Here is a 14,169-nt window from a genome sequence, read left to right as displayed (position 1 = left end):
CCTGTCTGGAAGGGATTTTCTAGGCTTTTCGCTCTGTTATGGTCAGGTCTTCTTGCGGTTGCTTACCAGGTAGAAGACCACGATCAGCACCACCGACAGGGCCAGGAAGGCGGTCGAGATGGCGTTGATTTCGGGGGTGATGTTGCGGCGCAGCTGGCCCAGCATGTAGGTGGGCAGGGTGTCCTGGCCGGCCGATTTCACGAATTCGGTGATCACCACGTCATCGAGGGAGATCACGAAGGCCAGCATGAAACCGGCGATGATGCCCGGGGTCAGCAGCGGCAGGGTGATGTGGCGGAAACACTGCCAGCGCGAGGCGTAGAGATCCATCGCGGCGGCTTCCAGCGTGCTGTCCATGCCCGCCAGGCGCGCCCGGATCGGCATGTAGGCGAAGGGCACGCAGAAGGCCGCGTGGCTCAGGATCAGGTAGCCAAGGCCGGTGTAGCCGGTCCAGACCTTCAGCCGCGCCACCACGATCAGCAGGGCCACGGCGGTGACAATCTCGGGCACCATGAGGGGGACTGTGAACAACAGCACCTTGGTCTTCATGCCGCGATAGCCCTTGGTGCGGGTGGTCGCCAGGGCAGCCAGGGTCGCCGAAACCGTCGCCAGCCCCGCCGCCACCACGGCGATCTGGAGCGAGCGGATCGAGGCTTCGATCACCTGGTCATTCTGCGCCGCCGAGACGAACCAGCGCAGCGAGAAGCCCTGCCAGATCGCGATCGAGGTGCCGGCGTTGAAGGCGAAGACCACCAGAACCGCGATGGGCAGATAGAGCATCAGGAAGCACAGCAGGGTGATGAAGCCGAAGCCGGGCAGGCTCTTGGTATCGAAATGCCGGGTCATTTTTCGCCTCCGCTGCGGTCATTGCGCTGGAAGATCAGCAGGCCCAGCATGACCAGCACCACCAGGGTGATGGAGAGCGCGGCGCCCAATGGCCAGTTGCGGCCCTGGCCGAACTGCAGCTCGATCAGGTTGCCGATCATCAGGGTGCTGCCGCCGCCAAGGATGCGCGGGATCACATAGGTCCCCAGGCAGGGGATGAAGACCAGCGTCGCCCCCGCGATCAGGCCGGGCCGCACCAGCGGGATCACCACCCGGGTCAGCACCTGAAAGCGCGAGGCGTAAAGATCGTAGGCGGCCTCGGTCAGGCGGAAGTCGAACTTTTCCATGGTGGAATAGAGCGGCAGCACCATCAGCGGCAGGTAGACATAGGTCATGCCGACCAGGATCGCGAAATCGGTGTAAAGCAGCTGCACCGGCTGGTCGATCAGCCCCAACTTCATCAGCAGCAGGTTCACCACCCCCTCGGAACGCAGCAGCTGCTGGATCGCGAAGGCGCGGATCAGCAGGTTGGTCCAGAACGGCACGGTGATCAGCAAGAGCAGCAGCGCGCGGGTGCGCGGGCTGCGTCCGGCCATGTAGTAGGCGGTCGGGAAGCCGACGATCAGGCACAGGATCGTGGTGATCGCCGAAAGCTTGAAGCTGCGCCAGAAGATCGACAGGTGGGCATCGGCAATGGAAATCGTGCCATCGAAGATATCCTTCGTAAACAGCACGTTGAACCATCCTTCCGGAGAGAATTTCCACACCACGTCGCCGTAGTCGCCCGGCGCCAGGAAAGAGTAGATCACCACGATCGCCAGCGGTCCGACACCGGCCAGCAGCACGATCAGGAGGGCGGGAAGGCTGAGCCACCAGCGCCGGCGCACATCGGCGCGGTTCAGGGCGGTCTCGAGCTCGGTCAGGCTCTGGTCCGGCATGTTCAGTCCTTCAGGATGCGGGTGGCCTCGGATTCCAGCGTGACGCCGACCCGCGCGCCCACCGGCGGCAGCATCTGGCCGTCGGCCCGGTTCTGGCGACGCACCACCAGCGGCACGCCGCTGTCGAGGGTCAGGTGGAAATGGGTGTCCGTGCCGAAGTACACAATTTGATCAATTTTGCCGCAAAGCTGCCCGGGGGCCGGGTCGGCCAGGGCGGTGTTCTCGGGGCGCACGGCCAGGGTCACAGCGCGCCCTGCGGCCAGTGGCCGGTCGGCCTGGGCCGTAACGGTGACGCCCCCCTCCAGCGCGACCTCGACGCGGCCCGCGCCTTCGTGCACCACCCGGCCCTCCAGCAGGTTGGTCTCGCCGATGAAATCGGCGACGAAACGGTCGACGGGGTGATTGTAGATCTCGTGAGGGGTGCCGACCTGTCTCAGCGCGCCGTTCGACAGCACGGCGATCCGGTCCGACATGGTCAGCGCTTCTTCCTGGTCATGGGTGACGAAGACGAAGGTGATGCCTGTTTCCTTTTGCAGGCGCTTCAGCTCTATCTGCATGTTCTTGCGCAGTTTCTGGTCCAGCGCCGACAGCGGTTCGTCCAGCAATAGCACCGCCGGACGCGGCGCCAGGGCACGGGCCAGGGCGACGCGCTGCTGCTGCCCGCCCGAAAGCTGGGTGATCAGCTGACCGCCGCGCCCGTCCAGCTGGACCAGTGCCAGCATCTCTTCGACGGTGCGCTCGATCTCGGAGCGCGGCTTGCCCCGCATCTTCAGCGCAAAGCCGATGTTCTCGGCCACGCTCAGGTGCGGGAACAGCGCGTAGTTCTGGAAAACGGTGTTGATCGGACGCTGGTTCGGCGCCAGCCGCGCGATGTCGCGCCCGTTCAGCAGGATCTCTCCGCGGCTCGGGGTCTCAAACCCGGCGAGCATCCGCAGCAATGTGGTCTTGCCGCAGCCCGATGGCCCCAGGAGGGTGAAGAACTCATTGCCGCGAATATCGAGGTCGATATGCTCGATCGCGGTGAAGCTGCCGAAACTCTTGCCAATTCCGGAAAGAGTGATGGTCCCGTCATCCTCGGATGGGCGCGTTGTGTCCAGCATGTAAATCCCCTGATTGCCCTCGCTTCCCAAGTGCAGTCCACCGGGTGCGCGCCTGTAAAGGGCCTTGCCGTGTCAGGGTTTCATAATTTGATCAAAATGGCTCAGAGGTCCCGCAACGGGCGGTTTTTGCACAAGTCCTGAGCACCGGGCGTCCGTGCCGGACCCCGGTTTCGGACAGGGCGGTCCGAATGGGCAGGGGCGTTGCGGGGGACGGAAACGAAAAACCCCCGGCCCCGTCCGGCCGCCCCGCCAGGGGACGACCGGTCGGGAGACCGGGGGGAATTGCCGTGCGGGGCCTTGCGGCCCGGACGTGAAGCTTACCGGCCCGAGGAGGCCAGGTAGGGCACGTCGGGGCGCGGGAAGCTGGTGACGGTGAATTCGTCGTTCAGCGCCAGGTCGCGGTTTTCGCGGGCCGAGGTGTTCAGATGCGAGGCGGCGACTTCGTGGGCCGTGCCGGAGGTCACGGTCACCGTGGCCGAGGCGATGCCTTCGTTTTCCGGCGAGGCATAGACGGAGGCGGTGGGAACCTGGACGCTGCTGTAGGTGGCGTCATCGGTGTTGGCGAAAGCGGCGCCGGCAGTGGTGGCGACGATCAGGGCGGTCAGGGCAGAAGCTGCGAGTTTCATTTCGGTCATCCTTCGTGAGGGTTCTGGTGTGACGCGGTGTGTTGCGTCTTGTGAAGCCTAGATAGCCCCAGCACCGACGGAGGATTAGACGCTCTTCATTGTCTTCTGTTTTTCACAAAATAGCACAAATGACACAAATTAACTGCGTGTTGTTCATCTGCGCACCATATTGATGCCAAAGGAGGGGTTTTACAAGGGATCCGGTGCCCCAGAGGGGGCATTGGTCGGTGCCGGCAGGGCCTCCAGCACCGCCGTGGAGGTTGTGACGGCGCCGAACAGCCCGTGATCGCGCAGGGTCAGGTTGAGGATCGTGGCGTGATGGGCGGTCAGGACCGAGGCCGTGCAATCCTCCAGCAGCAGGCAGTCGTAGCCGCGATCGCAGGCCTCGCTCATGGTGGTGTGCACGCAGCAATCCGAGGTCACGCCGGCAAAGACCAGGTTGCGGATGCCCCGCCGGCGCAGCAGGTGATCCAGGTCGGTGGCGTGGAAGGCACCCTTGCCGGGCTTGTCGATCACCGGCTCTGTGGGCAGTGGCACAAGTTCTGGCACGATCTGCCAGCCGGGTTCGCCCCGCGTCAGCATCCGCCCGCAGGGGCCGGGGCTGCCGATCTCGGCCCCCGCGCGCGCCGAGCGCCAGCGCTTGTTGTCGTTCAGGTCGCTCAGATCGGGGCGGTGCCCCTCGCGGGTGTGCAGGATGAAGTGGCCGGCCGCGCGGAAGGCCCGAAGCACCCGGCGGGTCGGGGCGATGGTGGCCTGAAGCAGGGCGAAATCCGATCCCGCCTGATGGGCAAAGCCGCCCTCGCCGCAGAAGTCGATCTGCATGTCGATCAGGATCAGCGCGGTATCGGCGGGGCCGGGCGTGCCGGACAGGGGCCAGTCGTAGGGGCGGGCGGGGACGGTCACCGGGGGTCCTCCAGCGCGGCCAGCAGATCGGCGCTGCGTCCGACCGATCCCCACAGCCCGCCGGCCAGCGCGAACATGCGGATCTGTTCGGCGTGCTGGGCGGGGCTTGTGCTGGCGCAGAGATCCTCCAGCACGAGGCATTCGTAGCCGCGGTCATTGGCCTCGCGCAGGGTGGCCTGGACCATGCCGTCGGTCAGCGCGCCGGCCAGCACCAGATTGCGCAGGCCGCGCAGCCGCAGCAGGGCATCAAGGTCCGTGCCGTAGAAGCCGCTGCGCCCGGTGACCTCGATGATGTCCTCTCCGGGCAGGGCGGGCAGCACCAGATCAGTTCCGGGCGCGCCACGCACCAGATGGCGCCCCAGCGGACCGGGGTGGCCGATCTCGGCGCCCATCCGGGCCGAGCGCCAGCGCTTGGTCTCGGGCAGGTCGTTCAGGTCGGGGCGGTGCCCCTCGCGCAGGTGCAGCACGGCCAGCCCGGCGCGGCGCAGCGCCGAGAGCGTGCTGCCCAGCGGCGCGCTCAGGGCGGCCAGCGGCGCGATGTCATGGCCCGCGCAGTCCAGCCAGCCCCCGGCGCAGAGGTAATCGCGCTGCATTCCGATCACCAGAAGGGCGGTGTTGTCGGGGCGCAGGTCACCGTCGAAGGGCCAGGGATAGAGGCCGGGCACCGGCCCGGCCTGCGGGCCGCCGGTGCCGGAGGGATCGGCAGGGGTCATGGGCGCACGCCTTTCCGTCAGGATGCTGCGAGGTTACTGCCCGGTTTTCCCGAAAACAACATTATACAACATTTTCGAACACAGCTTTGCTTGCAGTGCCTGCTGAACCGGCTTAGCCTGCCTGAAGAGTGCATATTTCCCGGGGCTCTACCGGGCTCCGCACGCAAATCACAAAATCGAACACAGCGGAGCACGCCCATGTCCGAGATCGAGTTTCGCGGGGTCACGAAAAGCTATCCCGACGGCTATACCGCCATTCGCGGCCTCGACATGACGATCCGCGAGGGCGAGTTCCTGGTGCTGGTCGGCCCCTCGGGCTGCGGCAAGTCGACGGCGCTCAGGATGATTGCAGGGCTGGAGGAAATCTCGGGCGGGGACCTGATGATCGGGGGCGTCCGCTCCAACGATCTGGCGCCCAGGGACCGCGATATCGCGATGGTGTTCCAGAGCTACGCGCTTTATCCGCATCTGACGGTGGCGCAGAACATCGGCTTCGGGCTGAAGGTGCGCGGCATGGCCAAGGCCGAGATCGCCGCGCGGGTGCAGGAAACCGCCCGGCTGCTGGAACTGGACGCGCATCTGGCGCGCAAGCCCGGGCAGCTGTCGGGGGGGCAGCGGCAGCGGGTGGCGATGGGCCGGGCGCTGGTGCGCACGCCGCAGGCCTTCCTGATGGACGAGCCGCTGTCGAACCTCGATGCGCGTCTTCGGGCGCAGATGCGGGCGGATGTGGCACGGCTTCAGCGGGCCTCGGGGGTGACGACGGTCTACGTGACCCATGATCAGGTCGAGGCGATGACCATGGGCGACCGGGTGGCGGTGATGAATGCCGGAGAGCTGTTGCAGCTGGACACGCCGCGCCGGCTTTACGATGCCCCGGCGGATCTGTTCGTGGCCAGCTTCATCGGCACGCCGCCGATGAGCTTTCTGTCCGGCACCATCGAAGGCGACCGGCTGCGCACCGGGCAGGCCGAGATCGCGCTGCCCCGGCCGCCGCGCCCGGGCCCGGTGATCGCGGGCATCCGTCCGGAGGCGCTGGTGCAGGATGCGGAGGGGCCGCTGCACGGAGAGGTCGCCTTCGTCGAGGATCTGGGGGCAAGCCTTCTGGCCCATGTCGCCCTGCCGGAGGGAGCGCTGGTGCGCGGACAGGCCGATCAGGACGGCGCCGACCTGTCGGCGCTGCGGCTCAGGGTCTCGCTTCCGGCGACGGCGCCGCTGCGTCCGGGCACGCCGATCCGGCTGACCCCCGATGCCGCGCGGCTGCATTTCTTCGACCCCGCGACCGGCAAGCGGATCTAGTGGATGCCCCGGGTCAGCCCCTGCACGAAGTAGCGGTTCAGCCCCAGCACGATGACGACGATCGGCAGGGTCGAGAAATGCGCCAGCGCCCCCAGCGTGCCCCAGGTGATGTCCTTGGTGCCGTAGGCTGACAGAAGCGCCACCGAAATCGGCTTGTCCTCCAGCCGGGTCAGGAACATGGCGAACAGGAAATCGTTCCACGAGAACAGGATGCAGAACATCACCGCGGCGATGATGCCGGGGCGCACCGCCGGCAAGGCGATCTTGAAGAAGGCGCCGAACTGGGTGCAGCCATCGGTCATCGCGGCCTCTTCCAGCTCTTTCGGGAGGCTGCGGAAGTAGGAGAACATCATCCAGGTGACGAAGGCGGCGTTCAGCGTGGTGTTGATCAGCGCGACGCTGATCCACTGGCCCAGCAAGCCGATGTCGCGCATCATCAGGTAGAAGGGGATCAGCGTCGCCGCCGGGGGCACCATGCGGATCGCCATGAAGAAATAGGCCAGCCCCATCGCCCAGCGGCTGCGCGCGCGTGCCAGCGCATAGCCCGCCGGCACCCCCACCAGCAGCGACAGCAGCGCCGAGGTCCCGGCGATCTTCAGGCTGTTGATCAGCAGCGCCGGCACGTCGAAGAGCGTCAGAACCTTGCGGAAATTCTCCAACGTCGGGGAAAAGAGCAGGGTGGGCGGGATGGCGAAGATGTCGCGCCCGGGCTTGTAGGCGGTGGCCGCCAGCCACAGGAAGGGCACCAGCGCCAGCACGATGGCCAGGCTGACCACGAGGCGCTCCATCCGGATGCTGCGGCGGTCCGAGGCGATCATCCGTTGGCTCTCCGGTCGGCGCGGCGGATGACGGCGATCAGCCCGCCCGCGATCAGCGCGATGCACAGCAGCGTCACGTTGCCCAGCGTCGAGGCGGCGCCGATGTCGAAGAACTGAAGCCCCTCCTTCACCGCCTGAAGCATCAGCGTGTTGGTGCTGTTGCCGGGGCCGCCGCCGGTGGTGACATAGACGCTGTCAAAGACCCGGAAGGCATCGACCGAGCGGATCATCAGCGCCAGCAGCACTGCCGGCAGCATCAGCGGCAGCACGATCAGGCGCACCCGCTGCCAGCCCGTGGCGCCATCGGTGCGCGAGGCCTCAAGGATGTCGGAGGGCAGGGATTTCAGCCCCGCCAGCAGGATCAGCGCCATCATCGGGGTCCATTCCCAGACATCGATGGCGATCAGCGTGGCCAGCGCGCTGTGCGGATCGGCCAGCAGGCCGCGCGGGTCGCTCAGGCCCCAGTGCGCCAGCCAGTAGCCCAGCAGCCCGAAATCGGGCAGCAGCAGCGCCCGCCAGATCAGCCCGACCACCAGCGGCGTAATCGTCACCGGCACCAGCACCAGCGCCAGGGCGATCCGGTTGAAGCGGCTGTCGCGCCAAAGCGCCAGCGCCAGGCCAAAGCCCAGGACCAGCTCGATCGTGACGGCGGCGGCGGTGAAGATCACGGTGTTGACGAAGGCGGCGCGGTTGGCGGGGGTGTCGAAGACCTCAAGGTAGTTCTGAAGCCCGACGAATTTCGTGCGGTGGGGCTTCAGCAGGTTGTAGTCGAAGAGGCTGAAATACATGCCCTGAAGGATCGGCCAGACCGCCACCACAAGGATATAGGCCAGCGCCGGGGCCGCCATGGCGACCAGGAACCAGCGCCGCCGCTGGTAAAAACCCAAGGGGCTCAGCGCGCGCGCGGGCACCGGGAGGGACAGGTCGCTCATGGGGACTCCTTCAGGCGGGGCGGGGGCCGCAGGGCCCCCGGGCGGGACCTCAGAAGAGGTCCAGCGCCTCTTTCTGCGCAGCGTCCAGCGCCGCCTTCGGATCCTCGTCGCCCACCAGAACGGCGTTCACCGCGGTGCCCAGCAGGTCCTGGATCTCGGGGTATTCGGGGATGCGCGGGCGGTAGCTGCCATCGCCGTTCTCAAAGGTCTTCTCGAGGATCGGCAGGAAGGGGAACTTGGCCTTCAGCTCGGGGTCGGCCATCTCGGATTTCCTCAGGAACGAGCCCGAGCCCTTCAGGATCATCTCCTTGTGGACGGGTTTCGAGGTCATCCACTTGATGTATTCCCAGGCGGCCTCCTTCTGCTTTTCGGAGATGCCGGCGTTGATGGCGATGCCCCAGCCGCCGACCCCGTAGGAGGGTTCCTCGGTGTTCTCGGAGGGCGCCAGCGCGATGCCCACAGTATCGACCACCTTGGAGGAGGCGGGATCGTAATAGCCGGGTGCGCCCACCGACCAGGTCTGCATCATCGCCGCGATCCCCTGGCGGAAGCTTTCCTCGCGCCCGCCCCAGTCGTAATTCGCCGCCCCCGGAGGCGCGGCCTTGTCGAACAGTTCCTTGTAGACCTGAAGGCTGTGGATATTGGCGTCGGAGTTCAGGTCCGGCTTGCCGTCCGGCCCCATGATCGCGCCGCCCATCTGGGCGTTGTACTGCATCCAGTCCTGCGCCCCGGCGGCGCCCTTCTGGCCGTTGGCGACGAAGCCGTAGACGCCGGCCGCGGGGTCGGTCATCTTCAGCGCGGCGGCGGTGAATTCCTCGGGCGTGGTCGGCACGCCCAGGCCGGCCTTCTCAAGCAGATCCTTGCGATAGGCCAGCACGTTGGCATAGCCGGCGAAGGGAAAGGCCACCTGCTTGCCGTCGTATTGCCCAAGCGCCTGCATCAGCACGGGATAGATGTCGTCGGTGTCGATCTCGTCCTTGTCGCGGGCGATCCAGTCGGTCAGATCGACGGTATAGCCGTTCTCGGCATATTGCCCGGCCCAGACGATATCCATGGTCACCAGGTCGTAGCTGCCGGTCTGGCCGACGAAATCGGCGGTGGTCTTGGTCAGCAGCGAACCGTAGTCGAGGATGTCGACCTTCAGCTTGGCGCCGGTGGCGGCTTCGAATTCGGGGGCCATTTCGGCCAGGACGGCGGCGAACTGGTCGTTCTGGGAGGCCAGCGTCAGCGTCACCCCCTTGAGCGACTGATCGGCGAGCGCCGGTGCCGCAAGGGCCGCGACCGAGGCCGACGCCAGGGCGAGGCACCGGAGAGAGGACAATCTTTTCATCTGAACTTCCCTGTTGCTGTGGCGCCCGCAGGCGGGCGGGATCGCGTTTCTTCTTGTTTGTTTTTGGGACATCCTGCCCCAATACGAACAAAAGCACACATATGCGAACTTGACAAAGGCCAAAAATTTTCGACACAAAACATAACTGAACATTTCCGCGGGGGAGCCGAAACAAGCGGCGACCGCATAAATTTCCATCACGCAACCGTCATCCGGGGCCGGGACGTTCCGGCGGGATGCAGGATTTCAGGACTTTTGCACCATGTCGCAGCAGGGGAAAGAGGCAGATTGTCCGGCGCTGAGCGCTCTGGAGGCCCGCATCCCGGTCGAGCTGGAGCAGGTCCAGGCGCTGCCCGATCCCTGGATCGACGGGGCCTCGGGGCAGGTGCCGGTGGTGATCTGCGGGGCGGGCATGTCGGGGCTGGGGCTGGCCTTTGCGCTGCGCCGCGCGGGCGTTGCCGATGTGCGGGTGATCGATGCCCGGCCCGCCGGACGGGAGGGGCCCTGGATCACCTCGGCGCGGATGAAGACCCTGCGCTCGCCCAAGCATCTGTCCTCGCTCGACCTCGGGATCCCCAGCCTGACCATGCGCGCCTGGTACGAGGCGCGCTACGGTGCGCCCGCCTGGGCCGCGCTGGAGCGCCCCAGCAAGGAGGACTGGATGCGCTACCTGCTGTGGTTCCGCCGGGTGAGCGGGATCGCGGTGCAGAACGACACCCGGCTTTGCGCCATTGCCCCGGCGCAGGGCGGGCTGCGGCTGACGCTTGAGGGGCCCGAAGGCGTGACGCAGCTTGGCGCCGCGCGGCTGGTGCTGGCGACCGGGCTGGATGGCGGCGGCGGGCCGCATGTCCCGCCCGAGGTCGCCCGTGCCCTGCCGCGCGCGCGCTACACCCATTCCGCGGAAGAGGCCGAGGACGGGCGCCTGAAGGGGCTGCGGGTCGCGGTGCTGGGCGGGCAGACCTCGGCCTTCGACTGGTCGGTGACGGCGCTGGAGCAGGGCGCCGCGCAGGTGGTCCAATTCGGGCGCGAGGCCCATCTGCCGCGCACCGAGGCGCTGGCCTGGATGGCATTCCCCGGCTTCATGACCAGCTTTCCCGATCTGCCGCCCGAGGTCCGCTTCCGCTTCATGCAGCAGTATTTCCGCTGCAAGATCCCGCCCACCCAGGACCAGTACGACCGTGCCATCGGCGATCCGGCCTTTCGCTACCTGCCCGGCAGCGGGACCTGCCGTTTCGCCATGGAGGGGGCGCAGATCCGCATCGCAAACGCCCATGGCACCTTCCATGCCGATCACCTGCTACTGGGCACCGGCTATCGCTACGATCCCGCCCTGCGGCCCGAGCTGCACAGCCTTCAGGGGCTGTTCACCACCTGGGGCACGCGCCTGCCCGAGGCCGCCGCCGATCCCTTCATCGCCGCCCACCCCTACCTTGGCCCGGGGTTCGAGCTGCTGCCGCAGGCGCCCGGCGCCGACTGGATCACGCGGGTACATCTTTACAATGCGGCGGCGCTGCCCAGCCTCGGCCCGATCAGCAACGGCATCACCGGGTTCCGCTACGGGGTGCCGCGTCTGGTGCGGGCGCTGGTGACGGGCTTGTTCGCGGCGCGGGCGGATGCTTTCCTGTCCGCGTTCGAGGCTTTCGAGGCCCCGCATTTCGATCCCCGCCCGCCCCGCGAAAGGAGCGCCTGATGACTCTCTCCGACACGCTGGACCGCGCCCGCACGGATTCGGTCGAATTCCCGACCATGCTGGCCAACCATGCGCCGATGGTGCTGGTGGCGCTGAAGCGGATGGGCGCCTCTGAGGCGCGGCGCGCGGCCTGGTACGAGGGGTATCGCGCCAGCCATGCGCTGCCTGCGCCGCCACCGCCCGTGGCGCCTCTGACCCGTGCCACCTGGACCGAGGCCCTGGGTGATCGCAGCCGAGAGACCGACGCCCGCGCCTTCTTCCGCGCCGAGGTCGCGCGGATGGGCGTCGATGCCTGCCTGCGGCTTTACCTGCCGCGGCTGGCGCCGGGGATGGCCGGATCGGCGCTGCATCCGCTGATGCGGCTGGCCTATGCGCTGATCGATGGTGATGCCCCGGCGGTGGGCGATGCGCTTGGCTACTGGGTCTGCACCTATCTGGCGGTGCCGCGTGCGGCTGGTGGGCCGGTTACCTCGGATCCGGTGGAGGTTCTGGCCGGGGTCGCTGCTCTGCCCGGGGTGCGCGACTACCGGGTCGAGATCGATCTGCTGTGGAAGAACATCGAGGCGGTCTCGGCCCTGCCGGGCTTTGCCGATCTGGCGGGGCAGATGCAGCCCTGCCCGCAGGCGGCGCGGCGGATGGCGCGGGCGGCGCTGGCGCTTTATGCCGGGACGATGGATTTCTCGGCCCTGCACGCGGTGACCGGGCTGCACTGGCTGCGCCTGCTGCGGCCCCATGTCGATGATCCGGAGGCGCTTTATCCGCAGTTCTGGGCGGTGATCGCGGCGCTGGTGCCGAAGATCGGCTTTCCCGATCTGCCCTGTGCCGAGACCCTGGCCCGCTTGCGCGCCCTACAGGCCCCCGACTGGCCCGAGATCTTCGCGACCGCCTGCGCCTCGGAGGATGAGCACGACATCAGCCTGACCTATTCCGCCGCGCAGGAAGAAGCCGTCTGGGGCGATCCGCTCTACCGCGTGGTGGCGGCGCGGCGGGTGGGGCTGCTGCCATGCTGATCCGGGATGTGCGCATCGATGGTCGCCGCGTCGACCTGCGGCTGCGCGACGGCCTGATCGTGGAAACCGGCCCGGGGCTGGACGCGGCCGAGGGCGAGGCGCTGCTGGAGGGGCAGGGCCGTCTGGCGCTGCCCGCGCTGGTCGATGGCCATGTGCATCTGGACAAGACCCTGATCGGGCTGCCTTTCATTCCCCATATCCCCGGCACGACCATCGCCGCGCGCATCGCCGCCGAACGGCATCTGCGCCGCAGCGTCGCCCTGCCGGTGGCGGACCGCGCCCGCGCCCTGATCGCGCGGCTTTCCGCTCTTGGCACAGTGGCGCTGCGCAGCCATGTCGATATCGACCCCGAGGTCGGGCTGGACAGCCTGCACCAGATCCTGGCCCTGAAGGCGGAACTGGCCGGTGTGATGCAGATCCAGACCGTCGCCTTCCCGCAATCGGGCATCCTGCGCGAACCGGGCACGGCGGCGCTGCTGGAAGAGGCGGCGAAGGCGGGGGTGGACCTGATCGGGGGCCTCGATCCGGCGGGGATCGATGGCGATATCACCGGCCATCTGGACACCATCTTCGGCCTTGCCGAACGGCACGGGCTGGGCCTCGACATCCATCTGCACGACGGCGGAGAGCTGGGCGCGCACGAGCTGTCGCAGATCGCGCGGCGCACCGCGCGCGCCGGGCTGTCGGGCCGGGTCAATGTCAGCCATGCCTTCTGTCTGGGCGCGCTCAGCCCCGATGCTTTCGCGCGGATCGCGGCGGAGTTGGCAGAGGCGGGGGTCAGCATCATGACCTCGGCGCCGGGGCCGGTGCCGATGCCGCCGGTGAAGGCCCTGCGCGCTGCCGGTGTCACCGTCTTTGCCGCCAATGACAACATCCGCGACGCCTGGTCGCCCTTCGGATCGGGCGATCTGCTGGAACGCGCGGCGATCCTCTGCGACCGGCAGGATTTCCGCGCCGATGCGGATCTGGAGCTGGCGCTGGATCTGGTCAGCACCGTGCCCGGCGCCGTGCTGGGGCGTCCGCGTGCGGACCTGACCCCGGGGGCGCTGGCCGATCTGATGCTGGTCCCCGCCGGATCGCGGGCCGAGGCCGTCGCCGCCCGCCCCCCGGAGCGTCTGGTGATCAAGGGGGGGCGCGTGGTGGCGGGCGCTCAGGTCATGTAGACGCCGCCGGTGACGTTGATCGCCTGGCCGGTCATGAAGCGCGCGCTTTCGGAGCACAGGAAGACCACCACGCCCGCCACGTCCTCGGGCGTCTCGATCCGGCCAAGGGGCGTCTGGGCGATGTAATCGGCCTCGACCGCTTCGGGGGTCATGCCGCGCAAGGTGGCCTCCCAGCCGATCTCGCGCTCCTGCATGGAGGTGCGCACGAAGCCCGGGCAGACCGCGTTCACCCTGATGCTCAGCGGCGCCATTTCCCGTGCGAGTGCCTGCGTCCAGCCCACCACCGCGAATTTCGAGGCCGAGTAATGCGCCAAGAGCGGCGCCCCCACCTTGGCCGCCAGCGAGGCGGTGTTGACGATGGTCCCATGCCCCTGCGCCGCGAAGATCTGCCCGGCGATCTGGTTCGCCAGGAAGACGCCCCGGGTGTTCACGTCCATGTTGAAGTCCCATTCCGCATCGGTGATCTCCAGCGCGCGGGCCATCGACGACACGCCCGCATTGGCGATCAGGATGTCGAGGCCCCCCATGGTGTCGAGTGCCGCTTTAACCGCCGCCTCGACCGAAGCGCGCTGACGCACGTCGACGGGCAGGGCGAAGGCGTCTCCGGGCAGGCTGTCTGCCACCGCCTGCGCGGCCTCCGGGTTCAGGTCCGCCAGCGCCACCCGCACCCCCTGCGCCGCCAGGGCCGTGGCGATCGCCCGCCCGATTCCGCTGGCCGCCCCGGTGACAAGCGCCCGCTGACCTGACAAATCGGGGAAAATTGAGGCGGGCAGGCTGTGGGGGGACATGGCAATCTCCTATGCTGAACACAAACAAACAAAAACT

At 67.6% G+C, this 14,169-nt stretch carries 14 protein-coding genes; 4 read left to right on the top strand and 10 right to left on the bottom strand.

The features are described from left to right. Positions 1 to 42 precede the first annotated feature (42 nt). From KM176_RS18830 to KM176_RS18805, 6 genes are all read right to left on the bottom strand, one after another. Positions 43 to 846, bottom strand: a complete 804-nt coding sequence (locus KM176_RS18830) for an ABC transporter permease (RefSeq protein ID WP_160895764.1) — start codon at positions 844 to 846, stop codon at positions 43 to 45. Beyond that, positions 843 to 1,763 carry an ABC transporter permease gene (locus tag KM176_RS18825; protein ID WP_160895765.1) on the bottom strand — a complete coding sequence of 307 codons (921 nt, stop codon included), beginning with the start codon at positions 1,761 to 1,763 and terminating at the stop codon, positions 843 to 845. Before KM176_RS18825 ends, KM176_RS18830 begins: the two co-directional genes overlap by 4 nt. A gap of 2 nt (positions 1,764 to 1,765) precedes the next feature. Next, complete coding sequence (locus KM176_RS18820) at positions 1,766 to 2,863, bottom strand: ABC transporter ATP-binding protein (protein ID WP_160895766.1); 1,098 nt, start codon at positions 2,861 to 2,863, stop codon at positions 1,766 to 1,768. Between the two features lie 317 nt (positions 2,864 to 3,180). Next, positions 3,181 to 3,489 carry a hypothetical protein gene (locus KM176_RS18815; protein WP_160895767.1) on the bottom strand — a complete coding sequence of 103 codons (309 nt, stop codon included), beginning with the start codon at positions 3,487 to 3,489 and terminating at the stop codon, positions 3,181 to 3,183. 189 nt (positions 3,490 to 3,678) lie between these two features. After that, entirely contained in the window at positions 3,679 to 4,392 is a 714-nt protein-coding gene (locus KM176_RS18810; protein ID WP_215558809.1) for a cysteine hydrolase family protein, read from the bottom strand. Continuing rightward, a complete protein-coding gene (locus KM176_RS18805) occupies positions 4,389 to 5,105 on the bottom strand; it encodes a cysteine hydrolase family protein (protein ID WP_160895768.1) in 717 nt (238 codons plus the stop codon). Before KM176_RS18805 ends, KM176_RS18810 begins: the two co-directional genes overlap by 4 nt. A 198-nt stretch (positions 5,106 to 5,303) precedes the next feature. On the opposite strand from KM176_RS18805, the gene KM176_RS18800 reads away from it, so the two are divergent. Next, on the top strand, positions 5,304 to 6,401 hold the full coding sequence (locus KM176_RS18800) for an ABC transporter ATP-binding protein (protein WP_160895769.1): 1,098 nt from the start codon (positions 5,304 to 5,306) through the stop codon (positions 6,399 to 6,401). Here KM176_RS18800 and KM176_RS18795 read toward each other — a convergent pair. Genes KM176_RS18795 through KM176_RS18785 form a run of 3 tightly spaced genes read right to left on the bottom strand, consistent with a single transcriptional unit; the run spans position 6,398 to position 9,481 of the window. Beyond that, on the bottom strand, positions 6,398 to 7,219 hold the full coding sequence (locus tag KM176_RS18795) for a carbohydrate ABC transporter permease (protein WP_202397939.1): 822 nt from the start codon (positions 7,217 to 7,219) through the stop codon (positions 6,398 to 6,400). The genes KM176_RS18800 and KM176_RS18795 overlap by 4 nt on opposite strands. Next, positions 7,216 to 8,151 carry a carbohydrate ABC transporter permease gene (locus tag KM176_RS18790; RefSeq protein ID WP_160895770.1) on the bottom strand — a complete coding sequence of 312 codons (936 nt, stop codon included), beginning with the start codon at positions 8,149 to 8,151 and terminating at the stop codon, positions 7,216 to 7,218. Before KM176_RS18790 ends, KM176_RS18795 begins: the two co-directional genes overlap by 4 nt. Before the next feature lie 49 nt (positions 8,152 to 8,200). Next, a complete protein-coding gene (locus KM176_RS18785; RefSeq protein ID WP_160895771.1) occupies positions 8,201 to 9,481 on the bottom strand; it encodes an ABC transporter substrate-binding protein in 1,281 nt (426 codons plus the stop codon). Positions 9,482 to 9,743: 262 nt separating this feature from the next. Here KM176_RS18785 and KM176_RS18780 point away from each other — a divergent pair, with 262 nt between their 5' ends. From KM176_RS18780 to KM176_RS18770, 3 genes are read left to right on the top strand one after another with little or no spacing between them, the layout of a single operon-like run. Continuing rightward, positions 9,744 to 11,171 carry an FAD/NAD(P)-binding protein gene (locus tag KM176_RS18780; protein ID WP_160895772.1) on the top strand — a complete coding sequence of 476 codons (1,428 nt, stop codon included), beginning with the start codon at positions 9,744 to 9,746 and terminating at the stop codon, positions 11,169 to 11,171. Next, a complete protein-coding gene (locus KM176_RS18775; protein WP_160895773.1) occupies positions 11,171 to 12,181 on the top strand; it encodes a questin oxidase family protein in 1,011 nt (336 codons plus the stop codon). The genes KM176_RS18780 and KM176_RS18775 overlap by 1 nt, the downstream gene beginning before the upstream one ends. Beyond that, positions 12,175 to 13,344, top strand: coding sequence for an amidohydrolase (locus KM176_RS18770; RefSeq protein WP_160895774.1), 1,170 nt, complete (start codon positions 12,175 to 12,177; stop codon positions 13,342 to 13,344). The genes KM176_RS18775 and KM176_RS18770 overlap by 7 nt, the downstream gene beginning before the upstream one ends. Here the strand turns inward: KM176_RS18770 and KM176_RS18765 are convergent. After that, positions 13,332 to 14,132, bottom strand: a complete 801-nt coding sequence (locus KM176_RS18765) for an SDR family NAD(P)-dependent oxidoreductase (protein ID WP_160895775.1) — start codon at positions 14,130 to 14,132, stop codon at positions 13,332 to 13,334. The two genes, KM176_RS18770 and KM176_RS18765, sit on opposite strands and share 13 nt — an antisense overlap. Positions 14,133 to 14,169 lie beyond the last annotated feature (37 nt).

Origin of the sequence: Pseudooceanicola endophyticus (genome assembly GCF_018760365.1) — a bacterium.
Classification (GTDB): domain Bacteria; phylum Pseudomonadota; class Alphaproteobacteria; order Rhodobacterales; family Rhodobacteraceae; genus Pseudooceanicola; species Pseudooceanicola endophyticus.
Note: the sequence above shows the minus strand (reverse complement) of the source record. Positions and strands in the feature narration are given on the sequence as shown.

Excerpts from the sequence above, each read along its gene's own strand:
- KM176_RS18825 (WP_160895765.1), bottom strand. The coding sequence starts at position 1,763 with ATGCCGGACCAGAGCCTGACCGAGCTCGAGACCGCCCTGAACCGCGCC.
- KM176_RS18805 (WP_160895768.1), bottom strand. The coding sequence starts at position 5,105 with ATGACCCCTGCCGATCCCTCCGGCACCGGCGGCCCGCAGGCCGGGCCG.
- KM176_RS18790 (WP_160895770.1), bottom strand. The coding sequence starts at position 8,151 with ATGAGCGACCTGTCCCTCCCGGTGCCCGCGCGCGCGCTGAGCCCCTTG.
- KM176_RS18815 (WP_160895767.1), bottom strand. The coding sequence starts at position 3,489 with ATGAAACTCGCAGCTTCTGCCCTGACCGCCCTGATCGTCGCCACCACT.
- KM176_RS18800 (WP_160895769.1), top strand. The coding sequence starts at position 5,304 with ATGTCCGAGATCGAGTTTCGCGGGGTCACGAAAAGCTATCCCGACGGC.
- KM176_RS18830 (WP_160895764.1), bottom strand. The coding sequence starts at position 846 with ATGACCCGGCATTTCGATACCAAGAGCCTGCCCGGCTTCGGCTTCATC.
- KM176_RS18775 (WP_160895773.1), top strand. The coding sequence starts at position 11,171 with ATGACTCTCTCCGACACGCTGGACCGCGCCCGCACGGATTCGGTCGAA.
- KM176_RS18795 (WP_202397939.1), bottom strand. The coding sequence starts at position 7,219 with ATGATCGCCTCGGACCGCCGCAGCATCCGGATGGAGCGCCTCGTGGTC.
- KM176_RS18785 (WP_160895771.1), bottom strand. The coding sequence starts at position 9,481 with ATGAAAAGATTGTCCTCTCTCCGGTGCCTCGCCCTGGCGTCGGCCTCG.
- KM176_RS18770 (WP_160895774.1), top strand. The coding sequence starts at position 12,175 with ATGCTGATCCGGGATGTGCGCATCGATGGTCGCCGCGTCGACCTGCGG.
- KM176_RS18765 (WP_160895775.1), bottom strand. The coding sequence starts at position 14,132 with ATGTCCCCCCACAGCCTGCCCGCCTCAATTTTCCCCGATTTGTCAGGT.
- KM176_RS18820 (WP_160895766.1), bottom strand. The coding sequence starts at position 2,863 with ATGCTGGACACAACGCGCCCATCCGAGGATGACGGGACCATCACTCTT.
- KM176_RS18780 (WP_160895772.1), top strand. The coding sequence starts at position 9,744 with ATGTCGCAGCAGGGGAAAGAGGCAGATTGTCCGGCGCTGAGCGCTCTG.